Annotated in this window: 7 protein-coding genes; 4 read left to right on the top strand and 3 right to left on the bottom strand. The window is 47.6% G+C overall.

Going from position 1 to position 23,428, the window contains the following annotated elements; translation table 11 throughout:
* Positions 1–10: 10 nt before the first annotated feature.
* Entirely contained in the window at positions 11–304 is a 294-nt protein-coding gene (locus tag HYN48_RS06525; RefSeq protein WP_146171733.1) for a hypothetical protein, read from the bottom strand.
* A gap of 208 nt (positions 305–512) precedes the next feature.
* On the opposite strand from HYN48_RS06525, the gene HYN48_RS06530 reads away from it, so the two are divergent.
* Together HYN48_RS06530 and HYN48_RS06535 are read left to right on the top strand one after the other, a co-directional pair.
* Positions 513–1,202, top strand: coding sequence for a hypothetical protein (locus tag HYN48_RS06530; protein WP_108370343.1), 690 nt, complete (start codon positions 513–515; stop codon positions 1,200–1,202).
* A 233-nt stretch (positions 1,203–1,435) separates the two neighbouring features.
* Entirely contained in the window at positions 1,436–3,580 is a 2,145-nt protein-coding gene (locus tag HYN48_RS06535; RefSeq protein ID WP_108370344.1) for a S46 family peptidase, read from the top strand.
* A gap of 283 nt (positions 3,581–3,863) precedes the next feature.
* On the opposite strand, the gene HYN48_RS06540 is transcribed toward HYN48_RS06535, so the two are convergent.
* Positions 3,864–5,642, bottom strand: a complete 1,779-nt coding sequence (locus tag HYN48_RS06540) for a T9SS type A sorting domain-containing protein (RefSeq protein ID WP_108370345.1) — start codon at positions 5,640–5,642, stop codon at positions 3,864–3,866.
* Positions 5,643–5,700: 58 nt separating this feature from the next.
* Positions 5,701–12,138 carry an alpha-2-macroglobulin family protein gene (locus tag HYN48_RS06545; protein WP_181248540.1) on the bottom strand — a complete coding sequence of 2,146 codons (6,438 nt, stop codon included), beginning with the start codon at positions 12,136–12,138 and terminating at the stop codon, positions 5,701–5,703.
* Between the two features lie 182 nt (positions 12,139–12,320).
* Between HYN48_RS06545 and HYN48_RS06550 the strand changes: the two genes are divergently transcribed.
* Positions 12,321–14,267: a putative porin gene (locus HYN48_RS06550; RefSeq protein WP_108370347.1), complete on the top strand. Its 1,947-nt coding sequence runs from the start codon at positions 12,321–12,323 to the stop codon at positions 14,265–14,267.
* Positions 14,268–14,673: 406 nt separating this feature from the next.
* Positions 14,674–23,175, top strand: coding sequence for a T9SS sorting signal type C domain-containing protein (locus HYN48_RS06555; protein ID WP_108370348.1), 8,502 nt, complete (start codon positions 14,674–14,676; stop codon positions 23,173–23,175).
* The last annotated feature ends 253 nt before the right edge of the window (positions 23,176–23,428 follow it).

The raw sequence follows: 23,428 nt of genomic DNA on the forward strand, positions 1-23,428 counted from the left end.
GTGATGGCTTTTAAATAACGAAATAAAATATCGCATCGTAAGTGGCAATGCCCGATGTGTAACTGCTGCCCGGCAGTGGGCCCGTGATGAAGACGCCTGTCAGGGACACGTCGGTAGTGCCTCCCGGAGGGTTGCTGCCATGCAACAGTAAGGTGTAACGCCCGGGGGCAAGATCAAAATCGGTGTTAAATCCCAGGTCGCTTTGATAATTCCTGTTGTTTTCCGGATTGTCCAGGCAGGTGATATCGACGCTGAGTCGCAGCGGTGGCAAGCCGTTTTTTACAGTGACGTCAAGGTTAACCATAGTACGTTGTTTTAAGGTTTTGTCAGCATTAAATCGCATTCCAAACTTACGATTCCCATCCACTTCCGCAATGCGTACATTTACCTGATTTTACTTCCGGGTACTAAATTTCGAATGGTTATCGGGTTAAAAAACAGGTAATTATACGTGTACATAGCCAAAGTTTTGTTTTTAGTTTTATCCCGATACCAATACAAAACCATTTCCTATGCAAGCTGACCAAACTACCGAAACCATCGCTGTAATCCTCGCTATTGCAGCATTCGTACTCATTGCACTGATCGGGATGATGACTGATATTCTCAAAGAGACCCCGCATCCGGATAACCCGGGGGCACCGCCATACAGTCTTTCGCGGCTGCAGTTGTTCCTTTGGACCCTGATCATCGCGCCGGTTTTCGCTTTGCATTGGGGAGTGACCGGCGAAGTCACGCTCAACGACACGGGACTGATCCTGCTCGGGATATCCGCCACGGTTATGGTGACTGCTTCGGCCATCAGCGGCGCGCAGCAAAGCACGCAGGCTCCGGCACCTGCAACCACCACTACTGTTGTACAGCAGTCACCTGCAACCAGCATTGCGGCTGATGATGGTACGGTGACTTCCGCACCCACATCCGTCGCTGCTACTACGACAACCGTGACAACGCCGGTAAGCGCGTTCAAAGCCAAATTGCCGAGCAGGCGTTTCTGGGTAGACATCATCATGGATGACAACGGGCAACTGTCGCTGGCACGCCTGCAGCAACTGGTTTTTACGATGATTTACGCGACTGTGTATCTCACGACTTTTTTTGGCGGGGCGATGAAGGCCTATCCGGATTTCCAGGCTAATGCGTACATCCTGATGGGCATTTCAAGCGGATCGTATCTGCTCGGAAAATCGTTGAATAAGTAACCGCATATTCAAAATCCTCTTGTTCTGACAGCGCAAAAACAGGGTGTACCGAACGGTGACAGGGATCGAAGCGTCAACTGCTTCAGCGCACAGCCCGGCCGTTTGCCCGAATCACTCCGGGCACAAATCAGATTGTCATTTGCCAACCCAAACTTTATCGTATCTTCGCGGTCGTTGTAACAAATACAGCCGGACAAAGACTATTAGTCACTAACTTTTCAAAATTTACCAAAATGAAAAAAATTATTTTGTTCTTTCTGCTTGCGCTGTCGGCGTTCCCGATGCGCGCCGACGAAGGAATGTGGTTCCTGATGTTCATTGAGCGACTGAACCACCGCGACATGGAGAAAATGGGACTCCAACTCACCGCTGATGAGATTTACAGCATCAACCACCACAGCCTTAAAGATGCCATCGTGCAATTTAATGGCGGCTGCACCGCGGAGATTGTGTCAAAAGACGGGCTGGTCCTGACAAACCACCACTGTGGATACGATGCGATTGCAGAGCTTTCTACGGCAGAGCAGAATTACCTTAAGAATGGGTTCTGGGCAAAGACCCGCAAGGACGAAATGAAACCGAGCTCACTGTTTGTGCGTTTCTTCGTGCGTATGGACGATGTATCCAAAAGGATTCTGTCCAAACTGAACGACAAAATGACTGAGGCAGAACGCGACAAAGCCATCGCCGCTGAAATCGCCCTGATCGAAAAAGAAAATAACGAAGGCGGAAAATACACGGTTTCGGTACGTTCTTTCTTCCAGGGAAATGAGTTTTATTACTTCGTATACCAGGATTATAAAGACGTTCGTCTGGTAGGCACCCCGCCGGAAAGCGTGGGTAAATTCGGAGGCGATACGGACAACTGGGAATGGCCGCGCCACACAGGGGATTTCTCTATGTTCCGCGTATATGCTGATAAAGATGGGAATCCAGCTGACTACTCCGATAAAAATGTACCACTGCAGCCAAAGCACTACCTGCCTGTGAGCTTAAAAGGCGTTCAGGAAAATGATTTCGCGATGATCCTCGGTTATCCGGGACGTACGAACCGCTGGATGCCGGCGGGCGGTATCGAGCAAAACGTAAAATTTGCTTACCCTGCCTGGGTAGAAGGTGCGAAAACCGGTATGGACCAAATGAAGAAATACATGGATCAGGATGCCTCAATCCGGTTGATGTATGCTTCCAAATACGCCTCGACGGCAAACTACTGGAAGAACCGCCAGGGTATGATTGATGCGCTCTCGAAATTTGGTACGGCAAAAACCAAGGCAGCACAGGAAGCCAAATTCGACAAGTGGGCGAACAAAGCTGAAAACAAGGCAAAATACGGCAATGTCATCGCAAACATCAATAAATATTACGGCATGACCAATGAAAAGGCACGCCATGACAACTACCTGCAGCAATTACTTCGTACGAGCTCTTACGGCACGATTGCCAGAGGGATCGGAAAACAGTTTGAGGCTTACGCCAAAGCCGATGCCAAGGACCGCGCGGAGATGAAGCCCGATATGGTCCTGATGATCGACGAATTCTTCAAAGAAGTGTATATTCCTGCTGAAAAAGACATACTTGCTGCCCAATTGCATTTGTATGCGACCAAATCAGCGGGGTACAAAATCGCTCCGATGGTCGATACACTCGGCGCGGCAAACAACAATGATTTTAAAACGTACGTTACAAGCGCTTTTGAACTTAGCATGTTTTCTTCCAAAGAACGCATGAAGGCATTTCTTGAGGTGCCCAACGCTGCGATGGTAACCGGTGATCCGCTGTATGTGCTGTCAAATGATTTGCTTACGCACCTTGCCGCAAAATCGGATGATATCGCCAAAGCACAGAATGATTACGGTGCGGCGTTCCGCAACCTCGTGGATGGATTGCGGGTGTCTAAAATGGCGCCAATCAAGTATCCGGATGCCAACTCAACGCTGAGGCTGACTTACGGTAAAGTGCGTGCCCTTCCTGCTGACAAGCGCAACGACGCGAAAATCAACAATTATACCACCATGGAAGGTATGATCAAAAAGTACAAGGCAGGGGATGAGGAATTTGACCTTCCGGCACGACTCATGGAGTTAAACAAGAAGAAAGATTTCGGTCAGTATGCTGACAAGGCCGGTTATATGCCGGTAAACTTCCTTACGGACAATGATATTACAGGAGGTAACTCAGGTTCACCAGTGTTAAACGGCAAAGGCGAATTGATCGGGATTGCATTCGACGGAAACATCGAAGCGATGGCCGGCGATGTCATCTTCGACCCAAAATTGCAAAGGACTATCAACGTAGATATTCGCTATGTACTTTGGATTATCGACAAATACGCCGGTGCCAAGCACATTGTGGATGAGATGACGATCGTGAAATAACTAATGGCACAGCCAGATATAAACCGCTTCAGCAATGGAGCGGTTTTTTTTATGGTGCCAAAAGCGGGGCCATCCGCTGAAACCCGCGCAGCGAAGAGGCGAAACAATCGTTTGCCGTCTGAATAATGCAGCAATACGATGCCTTCAAACCCTGTCGCAATATCACTTCCAAATCCGGCATACCGAAACGGACCGCGTAGGGAATGGTAAGGGCGGGAAATCATTAAAAAAACAAAAGCCGCCCCAAATGGGACGGCTTGATTGTATTAAGCTTTACTGCCTATTATTGCTTCACCAGCTTAACCGTTTTTACGTTGTCACCGGCGTTAATCTGCATCAGGTAACCGCCTGCCGGCAGTCCGGACAGATTGATTTGTGCGTGAGGTGTCCCCGGAGCGGCATGCAAGACCCGCTGTCCGATTAAGTTGTAAACTTCAAGGGAATTTATGTTTTGGCTGAAATTGACGCGTAAAATGTCTTTAACGGGGTTTGGTGCTACGGTGAATGTGCTGTTGTCAAATTCCGCCGTACCCAGTGCCACCTGTGTTACAGTTACAGCAAGTCGTTGTGCGGCCATCCTGTTTTCCGTATTCGGGCAGCCATTTACGTTTTCTGACTGCGCGTAGTAGGTGAGTCCATTAACAAGCGGGGTAGTATCAGGCAATTCATTTCCTTCAGTTGGCGCATCCCACCAGCTAATGTTTTCTCCTTCGACTTCAAGCTCTGCCAGTGTATCTCCTGGTTCGAAATCCTGTGCTGTGTCGCCTTGAGGCGTTACGGTAAATGGTTCGATTTCCAATGTAAAAGATTCAATCCCCGGACAGTCATTGCCGGATGCCAGATCCGTGACACGCATGAAGATCACTTCGTGGTCGAACCCCATGTAAGCGCTCAGCATGGCCTCGGGAATAAAGCCTCCGGTATAGTTCATCGCATCGGAATAAGAATGATAGAAAAGCACTTCGTAATTCAAAGGATCCATCCCATTGAGCACCTGTGCTGTGTTTGACGTCAGGTTAAACAAGGCAAAACCATTGTCTGAACAAGCAAACAAGTCGGACGGAACGCCTACCGGCATCATGCCACTGGCAATGGTCGCAGTCGCGGAGATGGTCGCAGGCAGGCTTCCGCATGCACTGATCACCGTTGAGACCTCATAAATCCCGGGACTGTCTTCACAGACGGTGAGTGTGTTCTGGTTTGCATCGGCAATGAGCACACCATTCTTTTTCCACTCATAAACCGGTGTGTCGACCTCAATTCCGTTGGGGCTGAAACGCCACGCCTCATTTGCTGTCTCCCATGGCCCGGTATTCCTGTTCGGAGGGAAAGCCGCGAGCGTGCCGTCCATATTCTGTAACCCGATCAGGCCGCGGCCGCCGTTCCATGAGTCGCAGGCAGTTCTTTTCTTGACGTATACGTCGATGATGTTTGATGATTCATACAGTATTACCTGGCTTGTCTGCAAGTCCGCCGCACCACATTGGAATTGTGGCAACTCATTAAAGTTGACTACGAGGTACCGGTTCGGGGCTTCACCGCCGGTATAATAATTGACATTCTGGACGTCAGGATCGACTACCGTACCGGCATCATTTCCTGTTGTACGTATGTCAGTATCCTGATACACACCGTAAATCGCGTTTTTTATTGGGAAAGAGGTGCTGGGAATCGGGCTGTTGAAATTCCATTCACAAAAATTCCCCTGAACTGGAGGGTTAAAGCTAATAACGCCATTTGTACCGACATAAACGGTACTGTAACTGTCGTTGTAAAAGCAAAAGTTGAATCCCAAAGGGAAAGCGGGACTGTAGACGTCATCGTTCAATGCGTCAATTACCGTGCCGCCGGTAAATGGGTATGGGCTCTGCGCAGCAATCTGCGCCACATCATAACCAGTCGTTTGTTTCAGATTCAGCAGCGACGCAGAAAGCGTGACGCAGGTTTCCGGAGTGCATACGCTGGCAGGCGCATCGAGGTTTAAATGGACCTGGGGGGCGTTTTGCGCAAACGCCATGCTGCCTGCAAACAGCGCAATGCCGCGTAAGTATTTTTTTGCCATGTCTTATTTTTTTTGGCAAATATATGGATATGGTGTTGACAGGAAGAATTTTCGCATCTTAATTTTCACGCAGGATGCCAATCCGGATCCCGGTGGAATGAGACGAAAATTCAGGGGCGTACAAACTCTCAACGGTAGCGATGCCGGTAGCAAAGTCACCGGCATTATTTACCCTGACATCATATTGGAATACATAAGTACCTTTCAGCATTTTGGCAAAGAAGAAATGCGTAGCGGTATCTTTGGTGCTTTTGTAAAAACCGACGCCGTCTTTCCATTCGTATCCCGAAAGCACATCTACGGGTTCGAAACAGGACGCACGCAGGTCCTTCAGATGAATGTATTCGACATCTTCATTTGCGGTTACTACCAGGCGTATGGTCACTAATTCGCCCACCTTAAGCGGATTTTGCGAGGTTATTTTTTGCAGGTCTTTCCCGCTTTGGTTCAGGTACATGGTTTTGATCACGGAAAGTGGCGAATCACTGGCCTTGATTTGGTCAATATCTTCCAGATACTGCCGGTAAAAACCGCCGAAACCCGGAACTTTCGAGTTATTTTCTACAGCCAATGTGGCCATATTCTTACTGATTTCCTCGGGTTTCCAGGTCCTTTTTATGTAACCGGTTTCGGCTTCTTTTTCATTTTCCGAAAGTTCTTCACTGGCGATTTTTTCATCCCCGATGGTAAACACGGTATTATCTTTAATGTCCGTCCAGTCACTGCCATGCATTAAAAGCGCGTAAATGGCTTCGGTAGTTGATTTGGTTGATGGCCAATTGCTGCGCTGTTTGTTTTTGAGCAGCCATACTTTCATCGCATCCGCAGATTTGGTGTCGTCGCTGATTTCAGTGAAGGCTTCGATCAGCAGCGCCTGTGTTTCAACCGGAGACTGGTACCAGTTCCATCCGGGTTTGTTTTCAATCCAGTACATGCCCCAATCCGTATTGTTGGAAGCCGTTTCTTTTAACGAAGCGAGAATCCGCAGGGCATCGGCTTTTTCCTCAAAACGAAACAACACCAGGGCGGCGAGCCCTTTTTCGTATATGGAGTATTCCTGCCAGCTGCCGGCGACGCTTTTAAGATGTAAAGCGATTCGCTTCCTGTATTCGCCCGGCAACGGATGGTCTTTGAGGAAAAAACTGCGCATGTACAGGTAATGCAGCCCGTCATGACAGGCGTGCTGCCTGAAACCGATTCCGGATTCGGCATAAGCAGGATTTTTCAGGAAAGCGGCGTCCGAATACTTAATGGCCTTATCAATAATCGCTTCTGTTTCGGGATTTTGAACGCCCAGCTTTCGCAAATGGCCCAATCCGCTCAGGATGTGGCGTGTGATGTAATCGTCTTCCGGACTGCCGTCAAACCACCCGAATCCACCCGACGGTTTCTGCTTTTCCGAAAGTGTACGTACGGTTTCGGACAGCGCGCTCTGGAGCCTCCGTAAGTCAAAAAGGGCGGAGGGTCGTCTATTGCGGTCGGTTTCTGATATCCCGTCGGCTCCCCACGGAGTTTCGGACAATGCGATGGACTTCAGTGCGTCATTTTTCCCGGGCATCGGAGTGGTTTTTGCCGTGGCTTTCCAGCTTTCAAATACGGCCGCAATCTTCGGATTATCCGAAATGATTTTCGCTGCGATGGCATTGGCATAATATCTCGAAAAGGCCTGCTCTGCACAATCGTGTTCGTATTCCATCAGGTACGGCAGCGATTGTATGGCCAGCCACGCCGGATTGGAAGTGTATTCCACCGTAAGGCTGTGCTGACGCGCCGCACCGGAAAAGTAGTTTTTGAGATTTCCGAGCGTATAGGTTCTGGCCGAGTTTTCCCTGACCCACAGCGGCAACGATTCGGTTACGAGAATCGCGTTGGGCAGCACCGCAATCGCATTCTCTTCGCCGTCAGAAAAATCGCCGGCTTTTGCGACCACCTTATATTGCAAGGACTGGATCCCTGAAGGCACCGTTATCTTCCACCTCACGGCTGTGTCGGCCATCGGGGTCACGGTGAAATTCCGGCCGCTTTCCGTATTCTCGGCTATCGCATCAATGGATTTCATCGTTGACGCATCATACAGCATTAGTATCGCAAGTCCGGATTTGGGTGTGTTGCTGAGATTGGTAATCCTCGCAACGACTTCCACGGTGTCTTTCTCCCTGAAAAATCTCGGAAAGTTGGGTGTAATCATCAGCTCTTTCTGGGTGGTGATGTTCTCCTCAAACTGCCCTGTGACGCCGTCCCTGTTGTGCGCCAGCATCCTGAACCGCCATTCCGTAAGCGCTTCGGGGGCCGTGAAACGGAGGGTTAGTTTTCCATCAGGGCCAGTAGTCAGGTGGGGGAAGAAGAAAGCCGTTTCTTTCAGGTTTTTGCGCGCAGTAACCTGTTTTACGACGGCAATATTATTTTTAGTCGTAATGACGATCACGCCGCGGCTTCCCCGGTTTCCGTAGAGGGCAGTCGCGGCGGCATCCTTAAGTACCGTGATGGAATCAATGTCGTTCTGGTTCAGACTCCGGAAACCCTTTTCATCAATGGCAACACCATCAACTATAAACAAAGGTTCCGATCCGTCAATCGAGCCTGTGCCACGCAGGATAATCTCTGTGTCAGACCCAGGCTGTCCGCTTCCGGAGGTCACGTTGAGACCCGATACACGCCCCTGCAGATGCTGCAGCACCGATGCATTGGCTCGTTCCTCCAATACTGCAATCGCTGACGCATTGCCTCGTTTGGTAATGGCGCGGTAACCGGTGTTGATTTCAACGGTATCAAGTTCCGTAGTATGCAGTGTTATATTGATTTCGGGAGCTTCGGCCACGACGGCCTGCGGTGTAAAGCCGGCAAGATCAAATTCGAGTGATTCCCCGGGCGCAGCTTCTATTTCATAGTAGCCCTCCAGATCAGTTTGCGTGCTGCGGATAGTGCCTTTTACAGTAACTTTTACCCCCGGCAAAGGATAATTCTGGTCTGTTACTGTGCCGCGTATCCACGTAACTCCTTTAGGCTTTTTGGCTTTTTTTGTGATTTGAGCACGGTATAGCGACGGGTCGGGTTTGTCATTGTTGATATCGAACCCAAACCAAATCAGGTCAGTTTTTTCCGGCTTGTTGCCGAACCGTGGCATGTAATCGTTGAGATTCCTCAAACTGAAAAACTCGGTTGCAAATCCAAGCTGGAACATTTCCGAGGCTTCATTCTGGTCTTCACCAAAGTCAAAAGAATTCCAGTCGCTGCGGCGGAAGGCATCAAGCGAACGGTCAAACATGGTCGCCAGGATTTCCGACTGACCGGGATCATCACCGGCTTTGATCGTGAAAGTCCAGTTCTCCGTCATTCCGGGTTGTATTTTGGATCTAAAGCTGTCTACCGTAAAGACCATCTTAGGACTTGTTGCGGGCAGATCCACCTTCTTCTCAAAATGGTATGGCAGATTGTCAAAAACACATTCAAACAGTATGATCACATTGTCCCTGAACGCTGTATTGACGGGGATTTTGACCTGGGTTTGATGCTGCTGCAACGCGACATCATTGTCAAAATATTTTTGACTGTCATAAAATCCCCCGATGTTGACAAACAGTTCGGACACCGGAGAGGAAAGGCGAAACAGGACAAATCCATCCTTTTTCGGATCCTTATTGATTTGGGCTATTGAAAGAAGCCGGGACGGATCGATGGGCAAATCATTTTGCTTCAAAACGAAAGAAGCGCTGTTGCCGGCGGTGTTGTGGTTTGCGTCTTCTGCCGAAAATACGAGCCGGTAATGGCCCGGCGTGAATCCCGACAGGAAGTCGGTCGCAATCAAAGGCTGCGCCGCGGTATTCATTTTTTTTGAGAACACCAACGTTCCCGCCTCGTCACCTATCGGTTTGTCGTCGGAGACATATGGTTCATACGGGAAAAGCCTCCCGAATTCCGATTCGCTGAACCCTTGTATTTCCGGAACGGGAAATAGCCTGTTTTTGAACTTGTCGCTGTCCGGTTTTATAAAAAACACCTGTATTGTACCATCGACCGGGATCGTATAGTTATTCAGGTTGGTCGCGTTTATGGCAATTGCGCTTTTTTCACCCATGACCACCATCGCAGGGACCTTCATGTTGATTCTCAGCGATTTTTTCCCTGCCCGGACGATCATGCTGGCCGCCTGCGTCTCCCCGTTCAGGTCGGTGATTTCGGCATGAATCTGATAAGACAAGATTTCCTGACCATTTGCTTTAGCCTCGGGCAGCGTAGTAAAATCAATTTTGAATTTACCGTCCTGATCAGTGGTTGTCCGGCCTTCGGCATGATTAAGGGAATTTTCAATGCCACAATTTGCGCAATCTATGGTGTATTTCACCTGTGAATTGGTCATGGCACTTCCGTCAAAGGCATGGCATACGCCTCGAACAATCACCTCCTGTTCCAGTCCGATGTTTTCAGAGATGCGCTCGAAAGACACTTCAAAATGAGGCCTCCTGTATTCCTCAACCTGGAAACTGACACGCTCGCCATCAAAATCAGTGTGATCCCAAAAGGGGTGTCCGCCTTTATTTTTGTTGTAACCGGGATCATCAGCAGCGTTTCGAGGCGGACCGATGACAATCGCAAATGCGCCGGTAAGCGTGTTTTCAGGGATAGTAAATTCACCTGAAAGAGATCCGAATCCATTGGTACGCACATCGAATTGCTTTAGGACATCGCCTTGCGGGTCAGTTATGGTAACACTAAAACTGGTAAAGCCGACGGCGCTGGTCCGTTGGTCCAGTTGGGTAATGGCAATCGCTTTATAGAAAACGGTCTGTCCGGGGCGGTATATGGCCCTGTCAGTGTAAATGTTTAGCTGTGTCTCAAATTCATATTCCTCATCTTCGGCAGCAACGCCGGTGTAGGCCTCGTAGGTGTCATAACCCGTATAAGGATAGCGGTAAATCGGGAGGGTATCGCCCTGTATTGAAAATTGAACGCTGGGCTGGTAGGTATCCGATGTTCCTACAGCAGCATAACCGTTCCTGTCGGTTTTTACCGAAACGCCATCATGATTTACGACGGCGCCTTCTACCGGCTGTCCGGTTCGTCGGTTTTTTATCTGGTACAAGGTCGTTTTTTGATGTGTGGAATAGCCCGCGCTGAGGTCGGTAGCCACGACAACATCCGCATCGAAAGCTTTATTGTTATCGCTATTGCCGTCACTTTCAAAGTAGGCGAGATAGATGCCTTTGCTGATTTTTGGCAGCAGCAGTTCCGTGGTGTAGTCGAAATGATCGTGTTTGTCGGGCAGGGCATAATCGCGCGCGGCAATGGGCGCGGTCTTCCTGATTCTCGCAATAAGGCTGTCCCGGTTTTTTGCAGATGATAATTTTTTTGCGGTGGTGTGGTCGATTTTGTGGTAGGACACCGAGATGTGGCTGACGTTTTTGAAATTGACAAATGCGCGCGCGTTCTGGTCAGGGTAAATGAATTTTTCAAGTGTTACGGTCAGCATCCGCGACCGGATTGAGGATTGTAACGCCAGCGCAGACCGCCAGGCGTTCGACCTGTTTTTGACTGCCAGGATGCTGTCGCAGGTTTTGGCAGATTTGATGAGGTAATCCGCTGCGGTCTGTTTCGATGCTTTCTCTTGGAAATAATAGGCCTTTAAAAGTTGGATCTGTTGGGTCAGTGACGTGTCAGTGCTTATTTTTTCAAGACGTTCCAAAGCCCTGAGGTAGTCATTGTCGCGCGGACTGTGCATGCCCAGGAGCGTAATGCGGTACAGTTGTTTTTCTGCGGAAGCGCCATGATCTTCAAGCGCCTTCATTTGATCTAATAGGGTTAGCGCGTCTGTCGTGGTCACCTTTGAAAAATCAGCGGCCAGAAATCCGGCGGTATCCGTAAAAAGCAGGCGGCCTGTCTGCGTATCTGTGGAAGCGATAAATACGCCAGCCGAGAGGAATTCAATGTATTCTTTCAGCAGGTAGTCATACAGTGTTTCGCGCCTGGACTGTTCAACCGAAATGAAGTCGAAAACAGCCTCATATGCCAGCAACGGCGTCGCATTTAAAACCGTTTTGTCTGCAATTGATTTTTCAAAAGCCTGTTTGATTTCCCTTGTGAAATCTGCAGTGCTCCAGGTCAGGAAATCCGGTTCCCCGCTGACAGCGTCGCGCCCGTAAATCCTGTAGTTGTTTCTCCTCAGGTACTTGTCGAGGCATTTTGCGTACACCATCTGGAGCAGCGCTTTTGAGGGAGGGGAGAGCCGGGCGATGTGCGTGTGGAGTGAAGTGATGATTTTTGATTGCGCGTTTTCGTCCAGCCTGAGCATGTATTTTGACTGGTAAAAGAAGCATTTGATGATTTGAGCCTCATTTTTCTGAGAAGTCGCTTTGACGGAAATTCGGTCGACCGCCTCTGAAGCCGACCTGATCCTGTCCTGTTCCTCGAGCCTGACGATCTTTTCCCAAGCCCTGTCGAAATGCTGCGGAAAAACCGCCGACGGACATATGAAAAGCAGTACGAAAAGTAGTTTTTTCATGTTTTTGGGTTTTGAAAAGTAAAGCATCTGGGGTCCGGAAGCAGGGATTTCCAACCCTATTAAATTTTCATGAAGATAATGAATTTGTGTTATATAACGCCTGCAGCCATATCGAAGCCCGGCTATTTTAAGTTTTTTTTCTCTTTAAAAATACTACCTTTGCGCCATATCCGGCAACTGCAATGACAAAGAAACTTTTTGTGTTTTTTATTTTTATGATGTGTGGGTCTGTATTTGCGCAGAAAACACCGCTCAGGACAAAGGATTTGCAGCAGCTTCCTGCCGGAAATACAGTCACCCGGACTCCGGGGAACACCCAAAGCACCGCCGACAATGCGCCGAAAGCCACCATTGATATGTATAAGGTTATTACGGCGGATCGCGATACCACTTATATCGATACGTCGCTGACCATCTACAAAGATTATATTTTCAATTATCTCAGGAAGGACAATTTCGGGTTGCTGCCGTTTGCGAACGACGGGCAGACCTACAACACACTGCAGTACAGCCTGAGGACTTTTTCTCCTTATCCGGAATTTGGCTTCCGGGCAAAGCACTTCAATTATCTGGAAGTAGGGGATATGCGTTATTTTTCGGTGCCGACACCGCTGACCGAACTGTACTTCAAAACAGTCCAGGAGCAGGGGCAGTCGCTCGACGCCTTCATTACGCTCAATACCCATGAGCGGCTTAATTTCTCTATCGCATATAAGGGATTGCGGTCTTTGGGCAAATACGTAAATCAACTGGCTAGTACAGGGAATTTCAGGTTTACGACCAATTATATCACCAAAAGCGGACGGTACCGCCTGAATGCCCATTTCACGGGACAGGACTTGCTGAACCAGGAAAATGGCGGCATTACCGACACCGGGGACTTTGAAAGCGGCAATGACGACTTCAAGGACCGCGCCAGGCTCGAGGTATACCTTCAGGATGCTGAATCGTTCCTTAAAGGCAACCGTTATTTCGTGGACCATGCGTTCAGGGTCAATGCCAATGACAATCAAAACAACCTGTACCTGACCCATCAGTTCAATTTTGAGAATAAGATTTTTGAATTCAGGGAGTTGACGCTGAGTGGTCGTTTCGGTCAATCGTATGTTGCCGGCAATATCAACGATAAGACCAGTTATGACCGTATGTATAATAAGGTAGGCGCAATTTACGAAAACAAGACGTTGGGCCAGATCGGTTTTTATGTAGATGATTTCAATTACAATTATCATTACAATACAATTATCGTAAACAGTTCAGGCGTGGTGCCGTCGCGGTTGAAAGATGGCATTAACACGTTTGGGGCACAGTATGCTTACCGCACGAAAAGCTGGAATGGAAAGGCGCTGTATTCCAATTCGATTACGAGCCAGGGTCTTTCGAACATCGATATTTCGCTAAGCTGGAAGCCCGATGATTATAATGTGATTTCATTCCAGGTCCAGAAAATGAACAAGCTGCCGGATCTCAATTATAATCTGTACCAGAGCAGCTATATTGCCTACAACTGGAGTAACGATTTCAAGACCGAAAAAATCAACAATCTCATTGTAAAGGCTGATACGCAGTGGGCGGCTGCCGAATTGCAGCTGTCAGTCTTCAAGGATCAACTGTTTTACAGCAATGACAGTGCCGATCCGGAAGTGCTGCTTGTGACGCCGAAACAATACAGCGGTACGATCAACTACCTGTCGCTGAAGGTATCGAAAGAAGTCAAATACGGGAAACTGGCTTTGGATAACACCCTGCTGTACCAGAAAACAGCCCAGGATGACGATGTCCTGAATGTCCCGCAATTCGTGACGCGCAACACCTTATATTATAGCGACTACTTTTTTAAAAAGGCGATGTTCGTGCAAACGGGTGTTACATTCAGTTACTTCACCAAATATTTTGCTAACGACTACAATCCGGTGTTGGGCGAATTTTATGTACAGCAACAAAAAGAGATTGGGAACTTTCCTGTAGTGGACTTCTTTGTGAACGCGCGCGTGCGCCAAACCCGTATTTATCTTAAAGCCGAACACTTCAACTCGGCAATGACGGGTAATAATTTTTACTCGGCCCCAAATTATCCTTACCGCGACTTCGTGGTGCGGTTCGGATTGGTATGGAATTTCTTCCAGTAAATTCAATTTATCGTCACACCAGTCAATGATGACCTGGCGGAAAGAGGCTTTTGGATTTTTCCATAGCCCTCACTTTTTGCAATGCTTATCGACCAGCCTGCGCCGCATTCCTGATGCGAACGCGAAGCGCCCCTGCCGCATTAGTTTGTGTTATTTTGAAAAAATTTAACGCTAAACCAAGTTTTTGTAACTTTTTTCAACACGAAAACGTTGTAGTTTAACAAATTACTGTAGTTAGTCTGTCAAATTGTTTCAAAATTCAGTAGATTTAGCAGATTATATGAATGTCTTCTAATATATAAACGAAAACTATTACTATTTACCAATATTACTGGTTAAAAATATTAAGGGATGTTATTTTTTTATATTTGTAGTCTTGAAAAATCTAAAATCTAAATCAAAAGTTATGCAACGAATTTTACTACTATTCGAAAATGGCAGTACTTATCCTAAAAGGATAAAATTATTGCTGGCCGTGTTGCTGCTGTGTGTCGCGAATTTCGTGACTGCGCAGTCAAACGGTATTTATGAAAGTTATGCGATCCTAAGTATCAACGGTGGTGCCAATGCCTACTATGATATGAATGCGGCAACCGCTAATCCTGATTTTCAAGGGGCAAACCTCGGAACATTTACACTTGGCACGAATTCCCTGGTGGTGAAAGGAGGTCAGAATAAGACTTTCAAATGCAGTGGGGGCGACATTACCAACGGTCACCTGAGGTGGCGCGTCTGGTTGACCAGTGCAGGCGCTTCGGGTACATTCAATACAGAGAATTACGGATTCGTATCCAATGATGGCGGTGGTTGTGGGGGAAACCAGACATGGGAAGGTACCGGCGGTACAACAAACATCATTGCAGGAAGAGTTCCCGGTAATTATACTTTGGAAGTTTATTCTGATGCAGATGGCGTACCGGGAACCGTTTTTTCAAGTAACGGCGGTAATAATTATAAGGCCACCTTTACAGTACAGGCTGATCCCGCTTTACCGGTATTGGTCTCTTCAACTACCGGACTCACTACTTTGACAGGTTATGCTACATTAAAGGCCGCTTTTGATGCGGTGAATGCAGGAACACACACAGGAGTTATTTCCATATATATAGGAGGGAATACAACCGAGGCAGCGATTGCGTCATTAAATGCCAGCGGTTCAGGTTCCGCCTCTTATACGTCAATGAGTATTGTTCCTGTGGGAGGCGGCGCACGTACCATTACGGGCTCTATGGCTACTGAACTGATTTTGTTCAATGGTGCCGATAATGTAACGGTTGATGGTTTGAATACCGGGGGTAACTCACTTACGATTTCAAACACCAGTATCGCGGCTACTTCGGGGACCAGTACCCTGAAATTTATTGGTGGTGCCACTTCGAATACCATTACAAATTGTAATGTATTGGGTTCAGCCACGATGTCGGTTGTTACAAACGGTGGGACGATCTTTTTCAGTACCGATGGTATCACGGCAAACGGAAACGACAACAACACCATTTCAAATTGTAATATCGGGCCTGCGGGAGGTAACCTGCCTTCTAAAGCAATATACGGAAACGGTTCAACGACCACCACGGCAATTGGGAACAGTGGTATCGTAATCACCAACAACAATATTTTTGACTTCTTTGCTCCCGCTGTTACGAGTGCAGGTATTAACGTTTCGGGAGGGTGTAATACCTGGAGTATTACCAATAACAGGTTTTACCAGACCGGCACCCGCACCTGGACCGCCGGCGCGCAGCATTCCCCGATCTGGATATCGGCAACGACGGCCACAAGCGGTGCCCAGACCTTTACCATTACAGGAAACATCATTGGATATGCGTCAAATACGCAAACAGGTACTTACACTTTAACAGGTGCCGGTAGCAGTGCGCGTTTTTGGGGTATCCATTTCAACGGAATTTCAACAGGTGCTGCAACTACGATTTCAAACAACACTGTTGCTGCTGTAAGCATGACCGGGGTTACATCTTCAGGCTCAGGTACCAGCAGCCCGTTCATGGGAATTTTTTTCCAGGAAGGTAACGGGTTAACGAATGGTAATACTATAGGAAGTCAGTCGGCCACAGGATCACTGGTGTTCTCTACTACTACAACCGGTGCGACCGATGCATACGGTATTTTTAACTTTACGTCAAATACATGGACTTCAAGCAATAATAATATCGGGGGTATTTCTGTAACCAACCTTGGTGCTTCGGGAACTTTTATAGTTTACGGTATCAGGGCCTTTACTGGAACTACGGTATTGTGGACTGCCGCGGGCAATAACATTGGTGGAACGGTAGCCAATTCAATACAGCTGAATGCTACAGGAGCTTCATCTCAGGTAGTAGGGATGTTTACGAGTAACGCGCCTTCATTGCTCACTGGCAATACTATCAGGAACCTTACCAGTAATATTGGTACGGGTACAGGGACGGCTGCTTCGGTGATTGGAATTCTTACTACAGCGAGCAGTGCCAGCGGCACACTTTCACAGAATAGCATTTTCAACCTCACAAACACCAATGCCAGCGCAGCGTCCACGGTGACAGGTATACAATATGGAGGGACCACAACCGGAATAATTGAGAGGAATTTGATTTATGGTCTTACTGCCGCCACAAATGCGGCTACTGCGGAAATCAACGGAATCCGGGTAGGAAGCGGTACCAGCGTTTATAAGAATAACATGATTGCCATCGGGGATGGGATTGCCAATGCGATCCAGGTTAACGGGATTAATGAGCCTGCAGGAACCGATAGTTTCTTTAATAACAGTGTTTATATCGGGGGCGCCCCAACTGCCGGAACTGCAAACTCATTTGCGTTCAACAGTTCGGTTACCACAAATACCAGGTCGTTCAGGGATAACATTTTTGTAAACAACCGGTCAAACAACGGAGCGACCGGGAAGAACTACATCGTAAGGGTAGGAGGCACCGCTGCAAACCCAGCAGGATTAACAATCAATAATAACATTTATAATGCTACGGGCACCGGTGCGGTGTTTGGATTGTTCAATGCGCTGGACGTGATTTCGCTGCCCGCGTGGAGAACAGCAGTAGGGCAGGATGCCGACAGCTTCGACACCGATCCGAAGTTTGTAGCGCCTGCGAACGCAATACCTAATCTGCATATCAACCCGGCGGTTGCATCCGCTGCTGAAGCAAACGGGTTCCTTATTGCGTCTGTTACGGATGATTTTGACGGACAAACACGCTCCGGCCTGACACCAACCGATATTGGTGCCGACGCCGGCAACTTTACAGGATTGGATCTTGCCGCTCCGGTCATAAGCTATACAACTCTTAGCAACGATGTAGTAAATACTACCAGGGCATTCACAAATGTTACCATTACCGATGTAACCGGTGTTAATGTAACCCCGGGCACTAAGCCGCGTTTGTATTACAAAAAGTCAGCCGATGCGAATGACCTTACAGGGTGGAAATTTGTGGAAGCCAATGGGACGACCTCTCCATTTGATTTTACAATCGATTATTCATTACTGAATGCAGGTTCGGTTTCCGTCAATGATGTAATTCAGTATTTCGTGGTGGCCCAGGACACGGCGGGACCGAATGTCGGTATCAACTCAGGCACATTCAATACCCCGGCCACGAGTGTTGCGCTTGCTTCGGGACAGTTCCCGATTACCGGTACAATCAATTCTTATAGCGTATTGACTGCGCTCAGTGGGATAAAGACGGTTTGTCCTTCCGGGTGTGATTATCCAACGCTGACTGTAGCAGGCGGTGCCTTTTCGGCTGTCAATAGCAGTATCGTTACCGGAAATGTCACGTTACAGATTGCAGGTGACCTTACTGCGGAAACGGGCGCGGTTACCTTAAATGAATTTGCTGCCCCTTATAGCGTCACAATCAAACCCGTCGGAAGCGCCCGTGCTATTTCCGGAACCTCTTCGACGACATTGATTATGTTATTTGGCGCCGACAATGTGATCATTGACGGCTCGCTTGGAAGCACAGCCAACACCATATGCCCTGCAAGTTCGGCTACGAGAGATCTTACCATTACGAATACGAACTCAAGCACTACATCAGGGGTTATCGGAATAACAAACAACGGAACCAATGGCGCCTCAAATAACACGATTAAGAACTGTAATATTGTTGGGAATTCCAACACGACTACCCGTACCGGTATCGGATCGGTTAATACTGGGGCTACCGGAGGGAATAATAACAACTCCTTTATCAATAATAATCTATCCAAATCACTATTTGGTATTTCTGTACAGGGTTTGAGTGCTGTAGCCAAAAATTCAGGGACTACAATAAACCAGAATGTTATTGCGACTGCATCACCAAACAATGTTCAGATTGGCGGTATCTTTGTAGGATTTGAAACCGGTGACACGATTTCAGGCAATACGGTTTCAGGAATTAATTCCGCTACAGACGCGTTTGGAATTTCCCTCGGGTTGAATTCGTGGCTTGCTACTACCACTACGGGAAGCGAAGTGGTAAACACGACTATCAGTAATAATATTATCGGGACCGTTCAAAATACGGGAACCAATAGTTCTGCCGGTATTCTTGTAGGCCCTGCGGCATCGGGAACAAACCGGATTATAAATAATGAGGTCTACGGCGTTATCGGAAATGCCACTGTTGGCGACATCACTACGGGTATTTTTGTGATCCCGGCCACTGGTTCTTCCCTTCAGGTATATCACAATACCGTTTCCATGACGGGAGACAGAGGTACCGGAACTACCGGTTCAAGTCTGGCCTTAGCCGTTGGAGGTGCAGATACGGCGATTGATATCAGAAACAATATTTTTGTGAATAAGCAGACAACTGTAGCCGCTGGAAAATCCTATGCTATCGGTTTTGGATATTCGACGTTTGCTAATCTTACCTCGAACAATAACAATTTCTTTACATCGGGAGCAAATGCTAATTTCGCTGTAACTTCTGCATTAAACACAGGTACGGACCGGACAAGTTTGGCCAATTTGCAGGCAGCCACCGGAAAAGACGCGGCGTCATTAAATATTAATGCGGTGTTTACTTCCTCGAATGATCTGAGGCCTGCTGCAAATCTGACCAATGTACCGCTAACCAATGCCGGTGCGGATCTAAGTGCGGTTGTGCCCTCAGATATCGATTGCGCTGCCAGGAGTACCACCCCAAGCTTAGGATTTAAGGAATTTTCTGTAGATGTCTGCTCCGGTGCCAATGCAGGTACCGCGTCCGCAGCCCTGTCCATTATTTGTGGTTCCGGTTCAACGACCATTTCATCAGCCGGATATTCAACAGGATTGAATACAACATACTTGTGGCAATCATCCGTAGATGCTGCATTTACGACTCCTGTCGATATAGGAGTTGCCTCTGCCAATTACAGCAGTTTGAATACGGGTACCATCACTTCAACGACATATTATCGTTTGGTTGTTGAATGTACAGCAGTGCCTGTAACCAACATTTCAAATGTTGTTACGGTAACGGTCAACACGGTGCCTGTGGTGAACGTAACCCCGCCATCAGCAACAATTTGTTCAGGCGGAACGGTAAACCTTGTGGCCAACGGAGCAACAACATACAGCTGGTCTCCGGGTACAGGACTTGATGCCACAACAGGGGCGTCAGTCAATGCAAATCCAACAGTTACTACCACCTATACGGTTATTGGTACGACCAATGGATGCGCTTCTGCACCTGTAAATGTAACTGTCACGGTAAATCCTGTTCCTCTAACCCCTGTTGCAGGGTCAAACACCCCGGTTTGTGAAGGAGGTACTTTAAATTTAACCTCTTCGATAGTAACGTTGCCGGGTTATACAATGAACGGAAATAGTGGCGTAAGTTTCATAGATATCAGTGGTACAGGAACTTCAGCAGGAACTATTGCAGATGATTCTGAGCATAATCTCACCATCCCGTCATTTACTTTCAATGGTGTGGCTTATACGACAGCCAGGGTAGGTAATAACGGAGTTTTGGTATTCGGTACAACAACGGGAGATATTATCTTTAATAATTCTGCGTTGCCCCAGGGTATTGCTGCCAGTACAACTGCTACAAGCGGACTTATTACCGGTACAGGTAATTCACTGGCTGCAATTGTAGCAAACTGGGACGATATGCAGCCATTGGATGCAAGCAGTACGATCAAAACGCAGACTGTTGGAAATTTGTATATTATTCAATGGTCTAATGAAGATAATTTTAACGCTGCGGGTTCCGGAACGATTACTTTCCAGATACAATTGGATACTACCACAGGACAGATACATCTTGTTTATCCGGATCTTACTTATGGCGTGCCTGCGTTTGATGCTGCGGCCAGTGCTACTATCGGATTAAATTACAGTGCTTCATCAGCATTACAGTATTCGTTTAATACAGCCAGTATTGTAGACGGACAGAGTGTAACTTTTACACCGAATACTGTGAATTATTCATGGACAGGTCCAAATTCATTCTCTTCGTCATTGCAGAATCCGTCTATATCAAATGTGACTACTGCTGCGTCAGGTACTTATGTCGTAACGGCAACCAACCCTAATACAGGTTGTTTCTCAACAGCTAGCACGGTTGTGGCAGTTACGCCTGCTGCCGTGGGAGGAAGTGTTACTGGAGGAACTACAATCTGTTCAGGTTCTACAAGTGGGATTTTGACGTTAAGTGGTGATACCGGTACTATAGTAAGATGGGAAAGTTCAGTTAGCCCATTTATAACATGGTCACCAATAGCCAATACTACACATACTTATACTTCAGGAGCGCTCACGCAAACAATGAGATTCAGGGCCGTTTTACAAAATGGTGCCTGTACTCCGGTTAATTCAAACTATACCACAGTAACTGTTGATGCGCCTTCAGTAGGAGGCAGTGTTACAGGAGGAACATCAGTATGTTCCGGTGCTACAAGTGGACTTTTAACTTTGGCAGGAGAAACAGGTGCGGTAGTTAGATGGGAAAGTTCAGTTAGTCCTTTCACAACCTGGTCTCCAATAGTTAATACTGCAAATACATATACCTCAGGAGTTCTTACGCAGGATACTGCGTTTAGGGCAATGGTTCAAAATGGTGTTTGTGGAGAAGCAAATTCTTCTGCTACTACAGTTACTGTCAGTCCGATATCAGTTGGAGGCGCTGTAAATGGTGGTTCATCTGTATGTTCAGGGTCGAACAGCGGCATACTTACATTATCGGGTCATACGGGATCTGTGGTAAGATGGGAAAGTTCAGTTAGTCCTTTTACAACATGGACTCCTATAGCCAACACCAACACTACTTATGTTTCCGGTGCAATTACTGTAGAAACGCATTTCCGTGCCGTTGTCCAGAGTGGTTCATGTTCAGAGGCTACTTCGTCTGAGACAATCGTTACGGTTGGCGGAAGTAGTACGACCTGGTCATCCGGATCATGGAGTAATGGAGTGCCTAATTCAACCAGTGCGGCTGTCATTAATGGTAATTTTACTGCTGCTGCAGACCTTTATGCCTGTACCTTGACAATCCAAAGTGGAACGGTTTCGTTTGCCGGAGGATTCGATGCTTACGTAAACGGTAAGGTTACTGTAACCAGCGGAACATTAACTTTTGAGGATGGTTCTGACCTTGTGCAGACGAATGAGATAGCCAACACAGGTAATATTAAGTACAAGCGTACTGCCAACCTGATCCGTCAGGATTATGTTTACTGGTCATCACCGGTATCAGGACAGTTGCTTCAGGCATTTTCTCCGAACACGTTGAATACACGTTTCTATAACCTCAACGAGCCTTCAAACAGCTTCGCGCAGATCGCGTCGCCGTCTACAACGGCATTTGAGGCTGCCCGAGGTTATATGATCCGTGCTGCGAACAACCATCCGGCGGTACTTACGCCGTGGACGGGAACATTCACAGGTGTGCCCAACAATGGTCTGCAGACCATCCCTGTGACTGTTACCGGGCAGGGATACAACATGATCGGAAACCCTTATCCGTCTACGATAGATGCGGACCTGTACCTTGCCGAGCCAGGTAACGCGGGCACACTGTACTTCTGGACGCACATCAGCCAGGCGGCCGCCTCAGGAGCGAACTATGCAAGCTATAATCTTTCCGGAGGAACAGCTGCACAGGCAGGGGGCGATGTCCCTACGGGCGTTATACGTGGAGGCCAGGGGTTTGTGCAGTTGAAAACTTCGGCAGGTAACGCTACTTTCACCAACGCGATGAGGACTGCTGACGGCGGATCATTTTATAGGAGCAGTAATACCGTTGAAAAGCACCGTATGTGGTTCAACCTGAGTACACCGTCACATGCAATGAACCAAATCCTTATAGGTTATATCGACGGCGCTACTATGGGAGTGGATAGCCAGTACGATGGTAAGCTTATTGAGGGAGGCGCATCAATCTCGAGCATCATTGGCGATACGAACTATCTGATTCAGGGACGGTCACTTCCATTTGTTGATACCGACGTCGTGCCGCTTAACTTCAATGCCGATACGGCTGGTGTTTACACTATATCACTTGATCACGTTGACGGCCTGTTTGAAGGCAATCAGAACATTTACCTGAAGGACAACTTTACCGCTACAGTGCACGATATCAAGCAGGGCGGTTACACTTTCACTTCAGCCCCAGGCGCATTTGCCGACAGGTTTGAAGTGGTTTACCAAGCTTCGCCGCTTGCAGTAGAAGACCCTGTTTTTGATTCAAAAAGCATTGTAGTTTACAAAGACCAGGGCATAATCCACATCAATTCAGGCCAAGTTGAGATGTCAGGAGTGAAGGTCTTCGACATCCGGGGCAGGCTGATCTACAGGAAGGATGGTATAAATGCCAATGATACGTTGTTGGAAAACCTTCGTGCTGAAGAACAAGTGTTGCTCGTTCGGATCACTTCTACCGACAACGTGACGGTAACCAGGAAAGTGGCTAACTAAGTCTTGTTTGAACATATTATAAGAGCCTCCCGGTTATCCGGGAGGTTTTTTTTGCGGAAGCGGTGCGGTAACCTTAACTGATGCAATCTTATTGAAATAGAATCGATACGCATCTCTATTGTACACGTTAATTACACTGTGAAAGTTGACGCACCATTAGGATTGTTTATCCTATAAATATGTCTAAGGTTAAATTTACTTGCCGTGTTGAAAAGAGTTCTGATTATCGGGCCCATGACGATGCGCTCTGCAA

Origin of the sequence: Flavobacterium magnum (assembly GCF_003055625.1) — a bacterium.
Classification (GTDB): domain Bacteria; phylum Bacteroidota; class Bacteroidia; order Flavobacteriales; family Flavobacteriaceae; genus Flavobacterium; species Flavobacterium magnum.

Excerpts from the sequence above, each read along its gene's own strand:
- HYN48_RS06525 (WP_146171733.1), bottom strand. The coding sequence starts at position 304 with ATGGTTAACCTTGACGTCACTGTAAAAAACGGCTTGCCACCGCTGCGA.
- HYN48_RS06530 (WP_108370343.1), top strand. The coding sequence starts at position 513 with ATGCAAGCTGACCAAACTACCGAAACCATCGCTGTAATCCTCGCTATT.
- HYN48_RS06535 (WP_108370344.1), top strand. The coding sequence starts at position 1,436 with ATGAAAAAAATTATTTTGTTCTTTCTGCTTGCGCTGTCGGCGTTCCCG.
- HYN48_RS06540 (WP_108370345.1), bottom strand. The coding sequence starts at position 5,642 with ATGGCAAAAAAATACTTACGCGGCATTGCGCTGTTTGCAGGCAGCATG.
- HYN48_RS06545 (WP_181248540.1), bottom strand. The coding sequence starts at position 12,138 with ATGAAAAAACTACTTTTCGTACTGCTTTTCATATGTCCGTCGGCGGTT.
- HYN48_RS06550 (WP_108370347.1), top strand. The coding sequence starts at position 12,321 with ATGACAAAGAAACTTTTTGTGTTTTTTATTTTTATGATGTGTGGGTCT.
- HYN48_RS06555 (WP_108370348.1), top strand. The coding sequence starts at position 14,674 with ATGCAACGAATTTTACTACTATTCGAAAATGGCAGTACTTATCCTAAA.